The sequence below is a fragment of the Halomonas sp. S3-1-1 genome (assembly GCF_023757625.1).
Taxonomy (GTDB): domain Bacteria; phylum Pseudomonadota; class Gammaproteobacteria; order Pseudomonadales; family Halomonadaceae; genus Vreelandella.
Window position 1 is genome coordinate 113,537 of record NZ_JALGBZ010000001.1, and the last position, 14,867, is coordinate 128,403.

Sequence of the window (14,867 nt, forward strand, 5' to 3'; positions counted from 1 at the left end):
GAGAAAGATTCATGGCTCGTTATATTGGACCGAAGTGCAAACTTTCTCGTCGTGAAGGTACCGACCTCTTTCTGAAGAGCGGCGTTACCCCCTTCGAGAAAAAGTGTAAATCCGAGCAGATCCCGGGTGTACACGGCCAGCGTCGTCAGCGTCTTTCCGACTACGGCTTGCAGCTTCGCGAGAAGCAGAAAGTACGCCGTATGTATGGCGTACTCGAAAAGCAGTTCCGCAACTACTACAAGGAAGCCGCTCGCCTGAAAGGCGCGACCGGTGAAGTCCTTCTGCAGTTGCTCGAATCCCGACTGGACAACGTCGTCTACCGCATGGGCTTTGGCTCGACTCGCTCTGAAGCGCGTCAGCTGGTGAGCCACAAGGCGATCGCCGTTAACGGTCGTAGCGTCAACGTGGCTTCCTACAAAGTGAAGCCGGGTGACGTCATCACCGTCCGTGAAAAGGCGAAGAACCAGGCCCGTATTCAAAACGCGTTGACCATTGCGGCCAACCGTGGCGACATCGCCTGGATCGATATCGACGCCAAGAAGATGGAAGGCACTTTCAAGGCTCTGCCTGAACGCGGTGACCTGACTGCCGACATCAACGAAAACCTGATCGTCGAGCTGTACTCCAAGTAAGCCGTTTGCTTGGCAAATCTGCTTCTTGAAGCCCGGGCGGGCGGTTATCCGCTTCGCCCGGATGCTCTTGAGTACACGCTCTAGAGTACTCAGTATCCGTTTGGCAGCCTGAAAGGTGTTCATATGCAGCGTTCAGTGACAGAGTTTCTTCGCCCGCGCGATATCAAGGTCGAAGAAATCAGCGCACATCATGCCAGAATCGTTCTCGAACCGTTCGAGCGCGGCTTTGGCCACACCCTGGGGAATGCACTGCGTCGCATTCTGCTTTCGTCCATGCCCGGCGCCGCCGTGGTAGAGGCAGAGATCGCAGGTGTCGAGCACGAATACAGTGCCCTCGAAGGGGTGCAGGAAGATGTCATTGAGATCCTCCTGAACTTGAAAGATGTTGCGATCAAGATGCACAGCCGCGATGAGGCGGTGCTCTCGCTGAACAAGCAGGGCCCGGCCGTCGTCACCGCTGGCGACATTGCGCTTGATCATAGCGTCGAAATCGTCAACCCGGATCACGTCATTGCTCACGTCAATGAAGGTGCCGAGCTGAAAATTCAGCTCAAGGTGGCGCTGGGTCGTGGTTACGAACCGGCTGACGCTCGTGGCTCCGATGAAGAGACCCGCGCGATCGGTCGCCTGCAGCTGGATGCCACCTTCAGCCCTGTCCGCCGCGTTTCCTACTCGGTCGAAGCCGCTCGTGTCGAGCAGCGCACCGACCTCGATAAGCTGATTATCGATCTGGAAACCGACGGTACTCTGGATCCGGAAGAGGCTATCCGCCGCAGTGCGACCATCCTGCAAGAGCAGCTGGCCGCCTTCGTCGACCTGGAAGCCGATAAGGAACAGGAAGTCGAAGAGGAAGAGGATCATATTGATCCAATCCTGTTGCGCCCCGTAGACGATCTTGAGTTGACCGTTCGCAGCGCGAACTGCCTGAAAGCCGAGAATATTTACTACATCGGTGATCTGATTCAGCGCACGGAAGTGGAGCTGTTGAAGACCCCGAACCTCGGTAAGAAGTCCTTGAATGAAATCAAGGATGTTTTGGCAGCGCGCGGTCTTTCCCTTGGCATGCGGCTGGAGAACTGGCCACCCGCGAGCCTGAAGGACGACAAGGCCTCCGCGTAAGCGTCGACTTGAGTCCCAGTTTGGTAAGGAATCACAACCATGCGTCATCGTAAGAGTGGTCGTCAATTAAACCGCAATAGCTCGCACCGCCATGCCATGTTCAAGAACATGTCCGTGTCGCTGGTCGAGCACGAAGTAATCAAGACAACCCTGCCCAAGGCCAAAGAGCTGCGTCGCGTCATCGAGCCGCTGATCACTCTGGCCAAGCAGGATAGCGTCGCGAACCGTCGTCTGGCGTTTGCCCGCACCCGTTCCAAGGACGCGGTCGGCAAACTGTTCAACGAACTGGGCCCGCGTTACGCCGAGCGTCCGGGTGGCTACATCCGTATTCTCAAGTGTGGCTTCCGTCCCGGTGACAACGCGCCCATGGCGTACGTTGAGCTGGTCGACCGCCCGGCGATCGAAGACGCCGCCGCGGAAGAGTAAGACGCCCATACAGGCAACGCCGCGTTTGAGAGCCGGACGTCAAGGCAATCCTTGACGCACTGGCTTTCAAGACACAGCGAAAACCGACCCTCCGGGGTCGGTTTTTTTATGTCTGCACGTGGGAAAACGTGTTTTTCCGGCTTTAGAAGGCGTTTACTGCGGCCCCCGACGTGCTAACCTGAGCGCCTGGGGCGAAGGCCGCGTAAGGTGGTTTCTGGACAACTCAAGGCGATTGAAAGGGGCAAGTATGGCAGCGAGGGACGTGACTTCACACACCGCCCTGCGGTGGTGGCTTGTGTGCGCCGTGACCATCATGGTGCTGGTACTGGGAAGCAGTGCACAGGCCGACGGCAATCCCCGCTACGCGGGCATCGTGGTCGATCTGGAAAACGGCGAAGTGCTTTACTCGGAAAATGCCGATGCCCCGCGCTATCCCGCCTCACTCACCAAGATGATGACCATTTACCTGGCGCTGGAAGCGGTCGAACGCGGTGAGCTGAGCTTCAGCCAGCCGCTGGCGGTTTCCGCCCAGGCCTCCGCCATGCCCGCCACCAAGCTTTGGCTCTCGGCCGGCAGCACCATCGACCTGGACACGGCCATTCGTGCTCTGACCGTGCGCTCGGCCAATGACGTGGCCGTAGTGGTGGCCGAGGCGCTCGGCGGCAGCGAGCAGCGCTTTGCCAGCCTGATGACGGCCAAGGCGCGCGAGCTTGGCATGAATAACACCACCTTTCGTAACGCCTCGGGCCTGCCGGACAGCGGCCAGATCACGACCGCCCGCGATATGTTGATCCTTTCGACCCGCGTGATGCAGGACTTTCCCCAGTACTACCACTATTTCGGCCTGCAGGAGTTCAGCTACAAGGGGACACGCCATACCAGCCATAACCGGCTGGTGCGCGACTACCCCGGCGCCGACGGGCTGAAAACCGGCTTCATTCGCGCTTCCGGCTTTAACGTGGCGACCACCGCCGTGCACGATGGCCGCCGGATGATCGCCGTGGTGATGGGCGGTTTCAGCTCCTCGTCTCGCGATGAGCACATGGCGGATCTGCTCGATCGCAGCTTCGCCCGCGCCCGGCTGCGCGACAATACCAGCTGGATGGCCGATACCAATTTCTCGCGCGAGTTCATGACCTTTGGCCAGGCGCCGGTGCCCTTGAGTTCCCCGCCGCCGAGCACGCCGCCTTCGCCGATTCTGGCCAACATCGATACCACCACGATGTCACCTTCGGCTACCGCTGGGGCCAACAGGGCGCCTACCGCGGCACCGGTTGCCCAACCCGCCCGTCCCTCGCCGGAAGCCGCACCGCGCGACCCGCTACGCGCGCTGATCAACGAGCAGCAGGGCATCAGCGCCCCGGCACTGGCCGTGGCGGGAAGCGGCGGCTGGGGTATCCAGGTCGGCGCGTTCAGCCAGGCAAGCCATGCCGAGCAGCTCGCTCGTCAGGCCGCCCAACATCTGCCTAATAACGTCGGCGGGCGCGTCGCGGTGGATACCATCGACGGCCAAACGCCGGTGTTTCGCGCTCGCGTGGTCGCGCTCGACGAAGCGCGCGCCATCGCTGCTTGCCAGACGCTCCACGCCCGCGGCATGGACTGCATGGTGGTCAACGCGAGCCTTTAGAACGGTTAGAAAAGTGGCCCCGCTGACGTTGGTCGGCGGGGCCTTTTTTGTTGGCGCGGCCAGAACCGCGTGGGAGGGGAAATCGCCGTGTCGACGTCGCTGAAAGGGATATTGAGCATGTGTCTCGGGGTGCTATTTCTGGCACTCGGCGACGCCGTCTCCAAATGGCTGGGCGAGACCCACTCACCGTTTCAGATCATCTTTTTTCGCACGCTGGTATCACTGCCGCTCATCGCGCTGCTCGCCCATTTCGCCGGCGGGCTAAGAAAGCTCGCCACGCGCCGCCCGGGGGTGCATCTGCTGCGCGGGCTGTTCCACACCGCCACCATGACCTGTTTCATCATCGGCCTGATTCTCATGCCGCTGGCGGAAGCCACGGCGATTGCTTTTGTCGCGCCGCTGTTCGTCACGCTCTTGTCGGTGCCACTGTTGGGCGAGCGCATCGACCTCCCGGTGCTCGCCGCATCGCTACTGGGCTTTGCCGGCGTGCTGGTCGTGGTGCGTCCTGGCGGCGACGCCTTCCACCTCGGCGCGTTGGTATTGATCGGTGCCGCGCTGTTCTACGCTCTGACGATGATCACCGCGCGGCGCTATGGCTCGCGGGAGTCCTTTTGGGCGCTGGTGTTCTACATGACGCTGGTACCGATGGTGCTCACCGGCGCCACGGTGCCCTTTGTATGGACGACGCCGGAGCCGCTTCACTGGCTGGGCTTTTTGGCCTCCGGCGTGTTGGGGGTCGCGGCGACCGCGTTCATTACGCTGGCGTTTCGGAGTGCCCCGGCGGCGATTGCCGCCCCCTTCGACTATACGGCGCTTTTGTGGGCGGTGCTGCTGGGGTGGTGGTTCTGGGGCGAGCTTCCGGATCGCTGGGTATGGATCGGCAGCGCGCTGATCATGGCGAGCGGGCTCTGGATCGCTTATCACGACCGTCGGACGACGCTTAAGCGCCGTCCGACGGCGTGAGCCCTATCATGAAATGGGACGAAGAAGGTTTGCTCAAAACCTGACGGCGATTGGGGCGAGCGTTTAGTCGAAGGCGTAAACGTCCATCGCTAGCACGCCGTGCTCCACGCTGTGGTGAAGCTGCTTGGCATCGCCGCCGGCCCCCATGGCCACCAGCAGGGGAAGGAAATGTTCCGGTGTGGGGTGATTGCGCTGCGCTTGCGGGGCGCTTTGCCACGCCAGCAGCGCGTCGCGATTGTTCGCTTCGAACTGGGTGTTCACCCAGTCGGAAAACTCGCCCACCCAAGGCGGCATCTTGCTGCCCATCGGCAGAGTTTCGTACAGATTGTGAGTCAGACTGCCCGAGCCCACGATCAATACGCCCTCGTCGCGCAGCGGGGCGAGCTGTTCACCCAGCGATGTCAGCTTTTCGCTCGACCAGCGAAGCGGCAGCGACATCGAGACGACCGGAACGTCGGCGTTGGGGAACATCAGTGACAGCGGCACCCAGGCGCCGTGATCCAAGCCCCGATCGACGATATCCGCACCCAGTAGGTCACCCAGCCGCCTGGCCAGTGCCGGCTCGCCCGGGGCAGGATACTGGCAATCGAACAGCTCGCGAGGAAAGCCGCCGAAGTCGTGAATGGTTTCCGGCCAGGCACTCTGGCTGACCTTGAGCGTTAGACTTTCCCAGTGGGCGGAGATGACGATGACCGCTTTGGGCGTCAGGGTTTGCCCTAGCCCGCGCAGAAAGCGGTGCGCGGGCGTGGCGTTAAGCGCAAGCATCGGAGAGCCGTGGGAAATAAACAGGCTAGGTAGCATGGTCGATCTCCTTTAAAAGGCCCCATCAACGTTGGGGCCTAACACATGGACGTCGTGAAATGACATGGACGTCGTGAAGTGATTAGCGAGTGCTTTCGGTCAGGCTGAAGCGTCCGCCCCCCAGCCCTGCCTGTACCAGCAGCGCGACGGCCCAGAAGACCGGGAATTCCCAGCCGCCGCTGGCGTTGGAGAACATCCAGCCGTTACCCAGGTGAACCGAGGCCGCCCCCAGCAGCAGCGGAATCATTGCCAGGCTCACCCAGCGGGTATAAACGCCGAGGATCAGCGCCAGGCCGCCGCCGATTTCACCAGCGATGGTGAGGTAGGCCAGAAAGCCGGGCAGCCCCAGCGATTCGAAGTAGGCCACCGTGCCGGGAAGGGTGAATACCAGCACTTTCAAAAGGCCGTGGGCCAGCGCCATGACGCCGAGCGATACGCGCAGCAGCGTCGTGGCGTAGGGTTGGAAGGTATTGGTGGCTGTCGGTTGAGCGGTGTTCATGAGTGTCTCTCCAAAGGGGCAGGAAGTTGCCGATGGAGATACTTTAGCGCGGTCGAAATAGAAGATAATCTGCGCGTTTTTCACTTCACTGTTGCGTCATTCGCGATAATCCCATGGCCTCTTCCCAGCAGGGCGGGTCGCCCCAGGCCTGCTGCAGCCGGGCGACGAAGCGCTCGACCTTGGCCGGCAGATAGCGCCTTGCCATATAAAGGGCGTGAATATCGAGCGTGACCGGCGGTTGGTCGGTCAGAAGCGGTACCAGCCGGCCCGCCAGAATGCTCTCGGTGACCAGAAAGCTTGGCTGCTGGGCGATACCGAGCCCGGCCTCTGCCATGTGGGTCAGGACGTCGCCGTTGTTGCTTTCAAGCGGGCCCTGCGGGGTCAGCGTGGTCGCGTTACCCAGTACCCAGTCGGCGCTGGCCTGGCCGCTTCGATAGCGAAGGCAGTGGTGATTTGCCAGATCTGCTAGGCTTTCAGGCGTGCCCCAGCGCTCGATATAGTCCGGCGAGGCGCAAAACAGCATCCGACACCGGGTGAGGCGCCGCGCGATCAGGTTCGAATCCGCCAGCTGGCCGATGCGGATCGCCACGTCGTACCCCTCTTCGATGAGATCCACCCGGCGGTCGTTGAGATCCAGACGCACCTCGAGCTCGGGATGTTCGGTCATGAAGTTCGCCACCAGCGGCGCCAGATAGCGCACGCCGAAGCTCATCGGCGCGTTGATGCGCATTTCACCGCGCACTGCTTGGGTGGTGCTGCCCACGTCGCTTGCCGCGTCATCCAGCGCGCGCAGTATCGATTGGGCGTGGGCCAGGTAGCGCTCGCCTTCCGGCGTCAGGTGAATGCGGCGGGTGGTGCGCTGCAGAAGCCGTACGCCGAGCGTCTCTTCCAGCGCCATCACCTGACGCGAGAGCCGGGTACGGGAGAGATCCAGCGCCTCGGCGGCGCGGGTGTAGCTGCCAAGCTCCGCCACCTTCACAAAGGCGCTGATATGCTCGAGCTGATGCTTCACCGCTTGAACGCCGTCGCGGCAAGGCAAGGGTCCTGCGTGCCGCAAATCGCGGAGATCACCGCCAATCCGTTGGCGCCGGCGGCGAGCACGTCGTCAACGTGTTCCGCCTTGAGCCCGCCGATCGCCACCGTCGGCAGGCGGCTGGCGCGGGCAAGTTCTGCCAGCCCATTCCAGCCCAGCGGCGCGGCGTGATCGCTCTTGCTGGCGGTGGCAAACACTGGGCCGAGGCCGAAGTAGCTTAGCGCTTCGAGCGGCGCGCGCTCGAGCTCCGCGAGGGTGTTGATCGAAAGCCCGATGATCGCCTCAGGGCCCAGCATCTGGCGGGCCTCTAGCGCGGCGGCGTCGCTTTGGCCCACGTGCAGGCCGTCGGCGCCGCTTTCGAGCGCTACGGTAAGTCGGTCGTTGATGATCAGCGGCACGCCGGTGCCGGCCAGCAGCGCCTTCAGGCGCTTGGCCTCATCGATCATGGCGGCGTCACTGGCGTGCTTGTCGCGAAGCTGCACCACGCTCACCCCGCCACGCACCGCGGCCTCGACGGTACGCTCGAGCCCGTAGTCACGACAAAGCACGGCGTCGGTCACCAGATAAAGCGAAAGATCGAGCGTCACGGTTGGCCTCCTCCGCTGTCCTTGAGCGTCACGCACATCGATGTCGCTTGGGAGAGCGCCTCTGGCGTGAGCCGGTAGAGCGCGTCGATCAGCTCGACCTGAAAGCTGCCCGGACCTCGAGCCCGCTCGCCGGCCTCTCGCCCGGCCTCGGCGAAGGCGGCAAGGGCTGCCGTGCTCGCCTCGAACGCGGCGTTTGGGCTGGCCGCGAGGAAACCTGCCACGATGGCGCTCAGCCCGCAGCCCAGGGTGGTAACGCGCGGCATCAGGGCGTGGCCGCCATCGACATGGAGCAGGCGCGACCCGTCGGTGACCACATCACGCTCGCCGGTCATCGCCACCACGCAGCGCTGGCGTTTGGCGAGCGCCACGGCGGCCGCCTCAGTGTCGTGAGCAGTGGGGGCGGCGTCCACGCCGCGCCCCTGGCTTTCGAGCCCGGCAAGCGCCAGTACTTCCGAGGCGTTGGCGCGAATCACCGTGGGCTCGAGTGCCAGCAACTGCTCGCAAAGCGCGCGGCGGTAGGCGGTCGCGCCCACCGCGACCGGGTCCAGCACCCAAGGGATGGAACGGCGTCTCGCCACGTCGGCGCAGGCCAGCATCGCCTCGGCCCAGCTCGGTGAAATGGTGCCGATGTTGATCGACAGCGCCCCGGCAAGTTCGGTGAACGCTGGCGCCTCTTCGATCGCGTGTAGCATCGCCGGCGACGCGCCAACGGCCAGCACCAGGTTCGCGCTGGAGTTCATGGCGACAAAGTTGGTCATGCAGTGAACGAGCGGGGTACTTTCGCGCAGCGCGCCAAGGTAGTTACCAAGAGGGGGTAGGGTCATCACATCCTCCCGGCGAGAGAGGTGGTGCGGGCACCACGACTCCCTACGCCGGTACTATCCGGTTCAGGTTCAAAGGGTGCATCTCAGCCCAAACGGGCGCCCCTGTCGTGAGTGCTACTATCCGGATACGGCGGCGGCTTGTAAAGCCACCGAGTTTGGTTAGAGCGGTTAGTGTACCGCGTCCATGGCGTGCTGCTGGAGTGTGACCAGCGGAATGATATCGAGCGTCTTCTGGTTGGTGCCGGAAAGAATCACCGGCGGCGCCAGGCCCACTTCCGATGCCTCCAGCCAGCGCTTAGCGCACAGGCACCAGCGATCACCGGGTGCGAGTCCTGGAAAGCCGAACTCCGGGCGCGGCGTCACCAGGTCGTTACCCTGGGCCTGGGAAAAAGCGAGAAACTCTTCGGTGACGATGGCGCACACGGAGTGCACGCCGGCATCGTCAGGGCCGACACGGCAAAAACCGTCGCGATAGAAACCGGTTTTAGGGCTGTGGCAGCAGGGCGTCAAAGGCTCACCTAAAACGTTACGGTCACGAGACATGATGCCTCCGGAAGCCGGGGCTGGAATTATCGAGCCACCGACCTCATTGTTAAGTATGGATGTGGTTGATAGGGGTGAATGCGCGTCATACCTGTATCAAGTAGAGTACATACTTGTACACGGCATCGGTTTCGTCAAAGTTTATCGGCCCTCAAGGAGCATTTCATGAGTTTTAAAGGTGAGCAGCATCCCGGCGTGGTCGCCGCCCCGGCCAACACCCAGGGGTTTCGTTTGAACCACACCATGCTGCGCGTCAAGGACCCGGAAACGGCGCTGGCGTTCTACTCACGCGTGTTCGGCATGCGCGTGCTGCGCCGGCTCGATTTCGAGGAGATGCAGTTTTCGCTCTACTTTCTCGCCAACGTTGAGCAGGGCGAGCAGATCCCGGAGGATACCCGCGAGCGCACCGCCTGGACCTTCGCGCAAAAAGGGTTGCTGGAGCTGACCCACAACTGGGGCACAGAAGAGCAGGCGGATTTCGCCTACCACGACGGCAACGCCGAGCCCCAAGGGTTCGGGCATATCTGCTTTAGCGTGCCGGATCTCAACGCCGCCCAGGCCTGGTTCGATGTGTGCGAGGTCACCTTCGTCAAGCGCGCCGATCAGGGCAAAATGAAGGACGTAATCTTCGTCAAGGACCCGGACGGCTACTGGATCGAGGTGGTACAGGCCGATCTGATGGCCGGTATGGGCGACTAAGGTGGCGCACCTGCTGTTTCGCCTGCGCCACGTCACCGATGAAGAGGCGCTGGAGGTGCGAGAGCTGCTACAAAAGCACGGCTTCGACGTTTACGAGACCAATGCCGGCTTTTTCCGCCTCGGGGTCGATGCGATCTGGCTGCGCGATGCGAGCCAGCGCAAGGCCGCCGAGGCGACACTGGCCGAGTATCAGCAACAGTGCCAGCAGCGCGAGCGCGAGGCATTCGAGCGTGCCAAAGCCCGAGGCGAGGCGCCCACGCTCTGGCGGCGCTTTCTGGCCCACCCGATTCAGGTGGTGCTGACTATCGTCGCAGTGCTGCTGATTGCGCTGCTGACCCTGCTGCCGTTTGTAGGGCTTGGTGCGCCTTGAGCACTACGCCGCGGAGAGATGCCCGCGCTTGAGATAGAGCCGAACGCCGCTGGCGCCGGCTTCGAGCGTGGGCAGGGCGCCATAAGGGTAGCGACACCAGCTCCCCGTCGGGTACTCGGTGTCGCCTTCCCACAGCGAGCCTTCCAGCACGAAAATCTCGAGCCCCTTGCTGAGCTGCGGGTAGCGGGACACGACGCCCGCGTCCCACTTCTCCAGGCTCACCCGCTCCTGGCCGTGGGTGTGCAGCATCTTGTAGGCCACGCCTTCGCGCTGGTCCGGCTGCCAGGGCAGGCGGTGAGCGGGCACCGCGATCTTGAGCGTATCGGTATGCTCGAACTGGTGGAGCTTGACCAGAATCAGCGCGCCCTCTTCGCCGATTTTCGGCGCGTGGTCGGTACCGATCGGGTTGCGCAGGTAGCTGCCCGCCGGGTAGCGGCCATGTTCGTCGCCAAACACGCCTTCCAGCACCAGAATTTCCTCACCGCCGCCGTGCACGTGGCGCTCGAACTGGCTATGAGGTGCGTAGCGCACCAGGCTCGTGGCCCGGGCGACCTCATCACCGATACGATCCAGCATCATGCGCTGTACCCCGGCGCTGGGGGAGTCGACCCAGGCATACGCCGTAGGTGTCACACAGGCAAATTGAGAGAAATCGGCGTTCAGACGCATGGAAAAACTCTTTACAGGGGCAGGAGGCGTCAGTCTCCTCATACCCCGGCCAAAATGCAACGCCCCAGCGCATGGACGAGCGTGCAGGGGGCGACAATCCGGCTGCTGGGAGGGGATCACGAAAAGACCGCCATAAGGCGGTCGAAAGGGGGCAACTGGCGCGAGAGATTAAGCGATGGCTTTTTCTTCATGGTTTTGCAAACGGTAGGTGCATGCATTGAAGTGCACCATCGGCTCTTTTTCCTTCACGGTCGATTTGCGAATCTTGCCAACGAATAGGCGATGGGTGCCCAAAATAGTTGTGTTGACGATGTCGCACTCGATACTGGCCAAGGCGTCGGTCAGCACCGGCGGGCGTTCGCTTCCCAACTGCCAGTCGCCGTGTTTAAAGCGCGCCGGACCCTGCTGTTCGGACAGGAAGGAGGCCATCAATGAGGTGTGACAAGACCCCAATACATTAGCAACGAAGGTGCCGTTGGCCAGCAGGTGCTCCATCATCGAGGAGTTCTCGTGGACGAAGAAGCCGATCAGCGGGGGCTCGGCAGAGATCGACGTCAGACTCGAGACGATCATGCCTGCTACGTCATCACCACGGCCGGTCGAGATGGCGCTAACGCCGGCCGGAAGTGCACGCATGGCCGCCTTGAACTCGTCCTGGGTCACGACCTCGTCAGAATCGCTGTAAACCAGGTGGGCGCGGACGTTGCCTTCCGCGTTGACCCAGTCGTGCTCGTCGGCGTAGGCCAGCATTTTAGCAAAGCCGGCTTCCCAAGCGGGTTCGCCCCCGTGGTCGGACATAAACCGCATGACGGAAGGGGAGAGCCAGATGTGATCGTCTTCCCCCCAAGTGCCGATTCGAGCCACCGCCTGATGGAGCTGCTCTTCTGGCTGCGGGTCGATGAGCACGTCGAGCTGGCGAAAATTATTAGGCTCCAGCAGGGTAACGGCACCGAGATTGGTAAGGTGAATACGCATGATCTAGCCCTCCGCAAGGATGCTTAAGCGACGGTTGTCTGTTCGTTTCGTTCCAGCTCTTTGCGCACTGCGGGAATGATGTGCTCGCCCCACACCTCGATCTGCTTGAGCATGGTCTTCTGATCGCAGTCACCCAGCTGGGTTTGCAGCGCGAAGTGCTTGGGCTTGAGAATGGTCACTTCCTCGAGCAGTTTGTCGATGACCTGATTGACCGAGCCGACGGGCAGGTTTTTGCGCATCTGGTCGAAGCTCAGATCGGTTTCCGACGGTACTTCCTTGATCATGTAGCCGTCATCGGATTGGGCGCGGCGGTATTTCAGGCTCTCGGAAATACGGCGCTGGAAACGCGCGTTGCTCAGGTAGGCTTCGATGTCGGCGTTGTTGTCGGAGGCGAAGCCGCAGCGCAGAAAGCCGAACTTGACGTCGTCGTCCAGATCCTTGTTCTCTTTTTCGGCGATGCCCTCGAGCTTGCTGCGCAATCCCTGGATGGCGTCGGTGCCGTTGAGCAGCGACGTCGTGAACAGGTTATGACCTTCTCGTACCGCGCGGCCCAGGGTGTTGGGGTTGCCCGAGGTGATCCACAGCGGCGGCATCGGATCCTGCTTACAGCGTACTGCAATCGAGCTCGGCGGAATCTTCAAAAATTCGCCTTCGTACTCGAAGATATCCTGCGTCAGACCCTTGGGAATGATGTCCAGGAATTCGTTGTAGATCTTGCCGGCATCCTCGAGCTCGACATCGAAACGCTCGAACTCGAACTGCTGATACCCGGAGCCGATGCCCAGTTCCAGCCGGCCGTTGGAAACCGAGTCAACGAAGCCTACCTCGGCCAGAAAGCGCGACGGATGATAAAGCGGGAGGATGCAGACGGCAGAGCCCAACCGAATCCGCTCGGTCTTCGCCGCGCAGTGGGCGATAGTCATCAGCGGCGAGGGTGAAAGTGAGTAGTTGTTGAAATGGTGCTCTGCATACCAGGCCGTGTTGAAGCCGGCCTGTTCCGCGGCGACCGTCTGCTCAACGGAGTTCTGAATCACCTCATGGGAGGTCTGGTGATAGCCACGCTGTTGTGCGAGTAGAAAAACGCCAAATTCCATGGTGTGTTAACCTATTTGTTATATGCATGAACCTGGAATCGTAAGGGCTCTCGCCGGTACTTTAGAATATCGATAAAGATTGTTTCTGTTTTGCGTTTTTTGGAGTAATCATGGATCGTTTGCGAGCGATGGAGCTTTTCCTTTCAATTTCTCGAACGCACAGCTTCACAGAAACTGCCCGTCTTTTCGGGGTGTCGGCCACCTCGGTCTCGCGCATGATCACCAATTTCGAGAGCAGTCTGGGCGTGACGCTTCTGCAGCGCTCTACTCGGCAAGTCGTGCTGACGGAAGCCGGCAAGGAGTACGCTCAGCAGCTCGACGGGCTGCTCTGGATGCTGGAGGAGGCGCAAAACAGTATCACCGCCATCAGCTCGTCACCTCGCGGGGTACTGAAGGTGCATTCCCGCACGATGTTCGGCATCGGCGTACTGACGCCATTGATCGCCAGGTTTCGAAGTGAATACCCGGACATCACGGTCGAGCTGACGTTGGGCGAGGCTAAAATCGATCTTCGCGAGCAGCAGATCGATATCGATTTTCGGGTCTCGCCGCCAGCGGAGGCCAGCGTCAAGCGGCGAATCCTGTTCATCAGTCAGCAGCATCTGGTGGCCTCACCCGCCTATCTCGAAAGTCGCCATCTCGACCACAAGGCGCCTCTGGAAAGGCCCGAGCAGATAACGGACCATCAGTGTCTGGTCTATCGTTTGCCTGGGCATCGCCACACCTGGCACTTCAAAAAAGGCGATTACAACGAAGAGATCGAGATATCGCCGCGCTACCTGATCAACAACGGTATCGCCCTGCGCGAGCTGGCGGTGAGAGGAGAGGGGGTGGCGCTACTCGAGGACTATACGGTCTATAACGATATCGAGAGCGGCAGGCTCGTGCGCCTGCTGCCCGATTATCAGGTCACGAACACGGATTTCGACAAGGGCATCTACGCCACGATTCTGGATACGCCGGTCATTCCCAAGAAAACACGCTTGTTTCTCGATTTCGTCGCTTCGAAGGTTTCCACCAAGGATGGCCGCTTTTCGCTGATTCGCCGCGAAAAGCAGTAGCGCGTCAAAGATCGATGCGACACCTCGGGCGCGGAAGGCCGGTAAAACCTACTCCTTTTATCTGCAGTACCTTGCCATCCAGCGGGCCATCGGCCGTTATACGTTCGCTGTTGCGGATGGAGGTCACGAACAGATCATCGCCATCGGGCCCGCCGAAACAGAGTGAAGAGGGGTGTGACACGGGCAGGTCGATTCGGTGGCTGACGTCGCCTCGGTGATCGAAGCGCACGACCGACCCGGCACGTACCAGGGCGCTCCAGAGCCCGCCTTGGCTATCGAAGCAGCAGCCGTCGGGCGCTGAGCCCAGCGTATCGGTGTCAACGAACAGGCGCTGATCAGTCAATTCAAACCGGTCGCTGACGGCAAAGCTATCGATGCGTCGACAGGCGCTGTCAGCGATGTAAAGACGCTGATCGAACGGGCCAAGGTTCGGGCCGTTGGCAACGCCACAGGCGTGACCGACCTTCGAGAACGTGCCATCGCAGTCAAGACGGAAGATCCCGCCTTTGGGAGGTTCGTGTTCTTTACGATGAATGTGCATCGTGCCCACCAGAAAACCGCCGTCGTCCAAGGCAACGCCATCGTTGAACCGCAGGTGTTCATGGCTTTCGGGTAGCTTTGCCAACGTTTTCAAACCACCCGACGCTCGTTCGAGAAGCACAAGCTGCTCCTTCAGCGCCACCAGAAGCTTGCCGTCTTCATTGATCGCGAAGGCGCCCGCGGGTGCGGGAACCGACCAGGACGTGCACGTGTCCGCGCATGTGTCGATTTCGAAGATGCGCCCCTTTCGGCAGTCCATCATCCACAGATGCTGCGATCGGGCGTCCCAGATCGGGCACTCGCCCAGATCCGCCGATACACATTCGAAAGCTTTAATCTCAAGCGTGTGGGTCATGTTGTTCATCTGGCAATAAAGTGGCGCCCCTCTGAGTCGTGGCGCCACAC

18 protein-coding genes and 1 riboswitch are annotated in these 14,867 nt (G+C 61.4%); of the genes, 8 read left to right on the top strand and 10 right to left on the bottom strand.

Annotation, left to right across the window (positions count from 1 at the left end; all coding sequences use genetic code 11):
- The first annotated feature begins 11 nt into the window (after positions 1-11).
- From rpsD to MQW23_RS00645, 5 genes are all read left to right on the top strand, one after another.
- Positions 12-632 carry a 30S ribosomal protein S4 gene (rpsD, locus tag MQW23_RS00625; protein WP_252105879.1) on the top strand — a complete coding sequence of 207 codons (621 nt, stop codon included), beginning with the start codon at positions 12-14 and terminating at the stop codon, positions 630-632.
- A gap of 123 nt (positions 633-755) precedes the next feature.
- A complete protein-coding gene (locus MQW23_RS00630) occupies positions 756-1,751 on the top strand; it encodes a DNA-directed RNA polymerase subunit alpha (protein WP_252105880.1) in 996 nt (331 codons plus the stop codon).
- Between the two features lie 39 nt (positions 1,752-1,790).
- Positions 1,791-2,177: a 50S ribosomal protein L17 gene (rplQ, locus tag MQW23_RS00635; protein ID WP_252105881.1), complete on the top strand. Its 387-nt coding sequence runs from the start codon at positions 1,791-1,793 to the stop codon at positions 2,175-2,177.
- Between the two features lie 247 nt (positions 2,178-2,424).
- Positions 2,425-3,804, top strand: coding sequence for a serine hydrolase (locus MQW23_RS00640; RefSeq protein WP_252105882.1), 1,380 nt, complete (start codon positions 2,425-2,427; stop codon positions 3,802-3,804).
- A gap of 87 nt (positions 3,805-3,891) precedes the next feature.
- Positions 3,892-4,767 carry a DMT family transporter gene (locus MQW23_RS00645; protein WP_252105883.1) on the top strand — a complete coding sequence of 292 codons (876 nt, stop codon included), beginning with the start codon at positions 3,892-3,894 and terminating at the stop codon, positions 4,765-4,767.
- A 63-nt stretch (positions 4,768-4,830) separates the two neighbouring features.
- On the opposite strand, the gene MQW23_RS00650 is transcribed toward MQW23_RS00645, so the two are convergent.
- The 6 genes from MQW23_RS00650 to MQW23_RS00675 all read right to left on the bottom strand — a co-directional run bounded on the left by MQW23_RS00650 (position 4,831) and on the right by MQW23_RS00675 (position 9,054).
- Positions 4,831-5,568 (bottom strand): DODA-type extradiol aromatic ring-opening family dioxygenase, encoded by a 738-nt coding sequence (locus MQW23_RS00650; RefSeq protein ID WP_252105884.1) that lies wholly within the window; start codon positions 5,566-5,568, stop codon positions 4,831-4,833.
- Positions 5,569-5,650: 82 nt separating this feature from the next.
- The gene (locus MQW23_RS00655) at positions 5,651-6,067 is read right to left on the bottom strand and encodes a DoxX family protein (protein WP_252105885.1); all 417 of its coding nucleotides are present in this window, start codon (positions 6,065-6,067) and stop codon (positions 5,651-5,653) included.
- Between the two features lie 85 nt (positions 6,068-6,152).
- Positions 6,153-7,079 (bottom strand): LysR family transcriptional regulator, encoded by a 927-nt coding sequence (locus MQW23_RS00660; protein WP_252105886.1) that lies wholly within the window; start codon positions 7,077-7,079, stop codon positions 6,153-6,155.
- Positions 7,076-7,687, bottom strand: coding sequence for a thiamine phosphate synthase (gene thiE / locus MQW23_RS00665; RefSeq protein WP_252105887.1), 612 nt, complete (start codon positions 7,685-7,687; stop codon positions 7,076-7,078). The genes MQW23_RS00660 and thiE overlap by 4 nt, the downstream gene beginning before the upstream one ends.
- A complete protein-coding gene (gene thiM, locus MQW23_RS00670) occupies positions 7,684-8,511 on the bottom strand; it encodes a hydroxyethylthiazole kinase (RefSeq protein WP_252105888.1) in 828 nt (275 codons plus the stop codon). The genes thiE and thiM overlap by 4 nt, the downstream gene beginning before the upstream one ends.
- A gap of 23 nt (positions 8,512-8,534) precedes the next feature.
- Positions 8,535-8,625, bottom strand: a riboswitch (TPP riboswitch).
- 54 nt (positions 8,626-8,679) lie between these two features.
- Positions 8,680-9,054, bottom strand: a complete 375-nt coding sequence (locus MQW23_RS00675; RefSeq protein WP_252105889.1) for a DUF2237 family protein — start codon at positions 9,052-9,054, stop codon at positions 8,680-8,682.
- A 165-nt stretch (positions 9,055-9,219) separates the two neighbouring features.
- On the opposite strand from MQW23_RS00675, the gene gloA reads away from it, so the two are divergent.
- Both gloA and MQW23_RS00685 read left to right on the top strand, forming a co-directional pair.
- Positions 9,220-9,753 (top strand): lactoylglutathione lyase, encoded by a 534-nt coding sequence (gene gloA, locus MQW23_RS00680; RefSeq protein ID WP_252105890.1) that lies wholly within the window; start codon positions 9,220-9,222, stop codon positions 9,751-9,753.
- A 1-nt stretch (position 9,754) separates the two neighbouring features.
- Complete coding sequence (locus tag MQW23_RS00685; RefSeq protein WP_252105891.1) at positions 9,755-10,123, top strand: DUF6164 family protein; 369 nt, start codon at positions 9,755-9,757, stop codon at positions 10,121-10,123.
- 3 nt (positions 10,124-10,126) lie between these two features.
- Here the strand turns inward: MQW23_RS00685 and MQW23_RS00690 are convergent, their stop codons facing one another.
- The 3 genes from MQW23_RS00690 to MQW23_RS00700 all read right to left on the bottom strand — a co-directional run bounded on the left by MQW23_RS00690 (position 10,127) and on the right by MQW23_RS00700 (position 12,861).
- On the bottom strand, positions 10,127-10,792 hold the full coding sequence (locus MQW23_RS00690; RefSeq protein WP_252105892.1) for a cupin domain-containing protein: 666 nt from the start codon (positions 10,790-10,792) through the stop codon (positions 10,127-10,129).
- 168 nt (positions 10,793-10,960) lie between these two features.
- Positions 10,961-11,767, bottom strand: a complete 807-nt coding sequence (locus tag MQW23_RS00695) for a flavin reductase family protein (protein WP_252105893.1) — start codon at positions 11,765-11,767, stop codon at positions 10,961-10,963.
- A 23-nt stretch (positions 11,768-11,790) separates the two neighbouring features.
- Positions 11,791-12,861, bottom strand: coding sequence for an LLM class flavin-dependent oxidoreductase (locus MQW23_RS00700; RefSeq protein ID WP_252105894.1), 1,071 nt, complete (start codon positions 12,859-12,861; stop codon positions 11,791-11,793).
- Between the two features lie 110 nt (positions 12,862-12,971).
- Between MQW23_RS00700 and MQW23_RS00705 the strand changes: the two genes are divergently transcribed.
- Complete coding sequence (locus MQW23_RS00705; RefSeq protein ID WP_252105895.1) at positions 12,972-13,922, top strand: LysR family transcriptional regulator; 951 nt, start codon at positions 12,972-12,974, stop codon at positions 13,920-13,922.
- A gap of 4 nt (positions 13,923-13,926) precedes the next feature.
- On the opposite strand, the gene MQW23_RS00710 is transcribed toward MQW23_RS00705, so the two are convergent.
- The gene (locus tag MQW23_RS00710) at positions 13,927-14,817 is read right to left on the bottom strand and encodes an SMP-30/gluconolactonase/LRE family protein (protein WP_252105896.1); all 891 of its coding nucleotides are present in this window, start codon (positions 14,815-14,817) and stop codon (positions 13,927-13,929) included.
- Between the last annotated feature and the right edge of the window lie 50 nt (positions 14,818-14,867).